The following is a 3,510-nucleotide window of genomic DNA, read 5'->3' on the forward strand; positions in this document are numbered from 1 at the left end:
ATAACATCCAATCGCGCCCGTCCTCGACTCTACCTTTTCGGGCATGCGGGCCGACGGCCGGATGTCTGCTTTGTGGGGCAAAGCGGAAGTCGGTGTCGGCCAGCTCGACTTCCGGTTTTGACCCAGAACGGACCTCGCGCTGCTTTGGCTTAGGTGCGGACATCAAGAATTTTGCACCAGAATTGCGGTCGAACAATTCCAGCGGGTTGCGCAGCGGCACCGTGTGTTGGTAGGTTGCGCCTCCGCATCAATGCGTTACCACGATGAAATCCGTGTCTTTTCCCGTCTCATGGCTAAATCCGTTGTCGGAAATAATCAATGAAGAGGCCGGCGTCAGAAGTTTAGAGATCCTCTCAACCGTATCCTGCGGTATTTCGATGCGGTTGAGGACAGCGTTGGCCTGATCGGGTGACGGTACCGATAGGGCGGTTTGCTTCACGGGCGCTTCGCGCCCTTTCGTGGCACCCTCGATGCGAGGAAATTCGTCCGGAATCGACACGACGGTCCAGCGAATAGCCGTTCCCTCGTTCTGGAATTCCATTGCGGTAAACACGTGCGTTCCCAGCGGCTCCTCCGGATTTTCGATCTTGACCGGGACATCAAACAACGGCGTGAAGCCCTGACGCACGAACAGCTTGCTCAACTTACGACTGACGAAGATGGAGATCGGGACGATCTTTTTGGGCGCGCTTGCAGCGGGAGCCGAGCCCGGCACCTGGAGACTGGCGGCTTCCGGAGTCTCAGCGTTTGACACCAGTGATCCCTGCGTTGCTGCGGCTGTACCGATGCTCTTGGTTGCGACGGTGGCAGTCTGGAATTCCGACGAACCGGACGCGGCTTTCGGTTGAAAAAGATGCGGATTGGTTATCTCGACCGGCTGGACATCACCGTGCGCAATGATCACGCGCGTGCCGCGCTTCGTGAGATGCCAGAGTCGAACGGCAAAATCATTTTTCAAACGGATGCAGCCGTGTGACGCCGGATGCCCAGGCACGACACCGGCGTGCAACGCTATCCCTGACCAGGTGATGCGTTGCATGTAGGGCATGGGGGCGGCGCTATAAATATTTGAACGGTGCCATCGTTGTTTGCTGATGACGCTGAACACGCCGAGGGGCGTAGGATGCCCCTCCATTCCCGTGGACACCGAAGAGCGTGCGATCAGGGCGCCGTTGTCAAAAAGCGAGACCCGTTGGTCTACTATCGAGATGATGATCTGGAGCGGGCCCTTCGGAAGGGGCTCGGGCCGAGCGCTCTTCGTCGTTTCAGAGTTTGTCTGCCGGTGGTGGTGCTTGTGTTTGTACGGAGGGTATTGGCTTGGCCAGAACGTGTGTTGGGGTCCAAACAGAAATTGAGCGTGTGCGATCCCCGCAGGGATCATGAAAATGGCGAATACAGCCGTTGTTATCGCGCGCTGCATTGCTGGTAATCCCTTAGCGAACATCGCCCGGTCCCATAGCCGCGATTCCATCGTTTCGAGACGATGCGCGAAGCCGACGCCTGATGCGTCATCCCGACAGCGCGCCAAGCCTCTCCTTCAAATCTGGTCGCAGTGGGTCGAAAATTGGACCGTACTCACAATTACGGTGTGAGTTGCCGTTGAGACGGGCGCAATTGCTTGCGATCGACGCGTTGCAATCGGGCAACATGTTTTGGAAAAATTGACGAGCGGCCGTTTGCGCCATTGCGCGACCCATATTGATCCCAAGAATGAGGCTCTTCGCATGCTTGGCTTTTCTACACGGCTCCGGTGGAGCCTATGGAGGCGACGGCATCATGAACACGCGGCGATTTGCGATAGTGGCGGCGGCGTTGTGCGGAACGGTCGTTCTCGCAGGCTGGGTCGTCGCCCGGCTTCCTGGCTTCGCTACGGCCAGTATCGAGAACTCCGGCGCAGTGCCAATCGAGGACCGCGCAGCCTCTCTCGCCGCCAACGCCAGGCTCGCAGATGAACCGCAGGCAATCGCAATGGCCAACGCCATTGTCGCGAACGCCGCTGTCGCTAGCGCCGAAGTGGCGACGGCCGCCGAACCCGCGGCGGGGACGGCCACCGACACGACGGCGGCCTCGGACAAGCCGGAATCGATCGTCGTGGCCGCGTTGCCCGATCCGTCGCAGACGCTGTCGGCCGATTTACCGCCTGTGCAGAAATCGGTGGACCCGGGCCACCGTGATGCCGCGCAACTGGCGCCGACAACGTGCGGTGCATCCGGCGGTGCCTCCAACTCGGGGCCGCAGGATTTCCGGTATCTCATTTGTTATGTCTGGTCCGAACTGCCGCCTGCCGAGAAGCCGGCTGCGATCGTCTTGCGTTCGTTCAAGGACATCCCGGTCGGAACGCCGGTGGAAGAGATCAAGCGCGCGTCCGACGCTTTCGGTCTGGATTTCACTTTCATGAAGGCGGTGGCCAAGGTCGAGTCCGGTTTCGACCCCAAGCAACGCACCGGGTCGTATATCGGGCTGTTCCAGCTGAGCAAATACGAGTTCGGCAAATTCGGCTCCGGAGACATTCTCAATCCCCGCGATAATGCCGTTGCGGCAGCCTACAAGATCATTACCGAAGGCATTCTGTTCGAGTGGGTGACGCACAGGAAGCCGGACTTGAACGATCTCTACCTGATCCATCAGCAGGGCTGGGAAGGCGCCGCGGAGCACCTCAGCCAACCCAATCGCATCGCCTGGAAATCGATGTGCGCCACCAGCGAAGGCAGGGAGAAGGGCGAAAAATGGTGCAGGCGCGCGATCTGGGGCAATACGCGCCCGGCCGTCAAAGAGGCGTGGAAATCGGTGGAGAAGCTGACGTCGGAGGCGTTCGTCGGAATGTGGCGCGAGCGGGTTGCTCATTTCCAATCGAAATACATGGGCACCGCGACCGCCGACGCCGAACGGGCGCACCAGTAAATTTCCGTTGAGTGGTTGGCAGGAGTTGCCGCACCCGCGGGCCGAGGGGGCCTCAACCGCCGCTGCGGCATGTGGTGCCGCTCATCGCTTAGTGGTCGCGCGGATGCACTTTACGTCGTCAACGACGCGCTCGGATCGTTCCTGCTGCGCGCTAGCGAGGTGATCGATCAGGTGCCGATGTCTGCTTGTGGCACAAATGCGAAGTACCGACCGCATCGAGCTACGTCTGAGTTTGGAGGCAAAGCGGAAAACATCTACTCGCGATGAGTATTTCGCATTTTGACCCTTAACGGACCTTCGTCCGAACGGATTCCGCTAATTCCACCTCCGGCCGGAACGCACTTCGCCAAGAGCTTTGGTTAGTGTAGGATCGGGACCTACAAGAAAGAGCGGACCGGGTCAGCTGGCGTATTTTGTTCTTCGGAAGGCGACTGAGATAAAAGTTGCGGTGGATAAAAATTCGCACTTGTGACACCCCCTTGCTGATCCCCGCTCGTGGCCGCTCCATGTGCGCCAATTAGTTAATTTTAATGCTAAGATGACGAATTCAACCGAACTGTTCTGCCAACTCATGCGCTCCGGAACACACGACGGATTTTGCTCGATACC

General features: G+C 58.9%; 4 protein-coding genes. 1 reads left to right on the forward strand and 3 read right to left on the reverse strand.

Annotated features, from left to right (window positions below; all coding sequences use genetic code 11):
- Both QZ213_RS26165 and QZ213_RS26170 read right to left on the reverse strand, forming a co-directional pair.
- The coding region (locus QZ213_RS26165) for a hypothetical protein (protein ID WP_291688957.1) at window positions 1–220 on the reverse strand (220 nt) is incomplete at its 3' end.
- Between the two features lie 27 nt (window positions 221–247).
- Window positions 248–1,420, reverse strand: a complete 1,173-nt coding sequence (locus QZ213_RS26170; protein ID WP_291688958.1) for a L,D-transpeptidase — start codon at window positions 1,418–1,420, stop codon at window positions 248–250.
- 548 nt (window positions 1,421–1,968) lie between these two features.
- On the opposite strand from QZ213_RS26170, the gene QZ213_RS26175 reads away from it, so the two are divergent.
- A complete protein-coding gene (locus tag QZ213_RS26175; RefSeq protein WP_291688959.1) occupies window positions 1,969–2,901 on the forward strand; it encodes a transglycosylase SLT domain-containing protein in 933 nt (310 codons plus the stop codon).
- A 399-nt stretch (window positions 2,902–3,300) separates the two neighbouring features.
- Here QZ213_RS26175 and QZ213_RS26180 read toward each other — a convergent pair.
- On the reverse strand, window positions 3,301–3,510 hold a 210-nt coding region (locus tag QZ213_RS26180), incomplete at its 5' end, for a hypothetical protein (protein WP_291688960.1).

Source organism: Bradyrhizobium sp., from assembly GCF_017881085.1.
In the GTDB taxonomy this organism is placed as follows: Bacteria; Pseudomonadota; Alphaproteobacteria; order Rhizobiales; family Xanthobacteraceae; genus Bradyrhizobium.

Coding starts and splice junctions, on each gene's coding strand:
- QZ213_RS26175 (WP_291688959.1), top strand. CDS start 1,969: ATGGCCAACGCCATTGTCGCGAACGCCGCTGTCGCTAGCGCCGAAGTG.
- QZ213_RS26170 (WP_291688958.1), bottom strand. CDS start 1,420: ATGCAGCGCGCGATAACAACGGCTGTATTCGCCATTTTCATGATCCCT.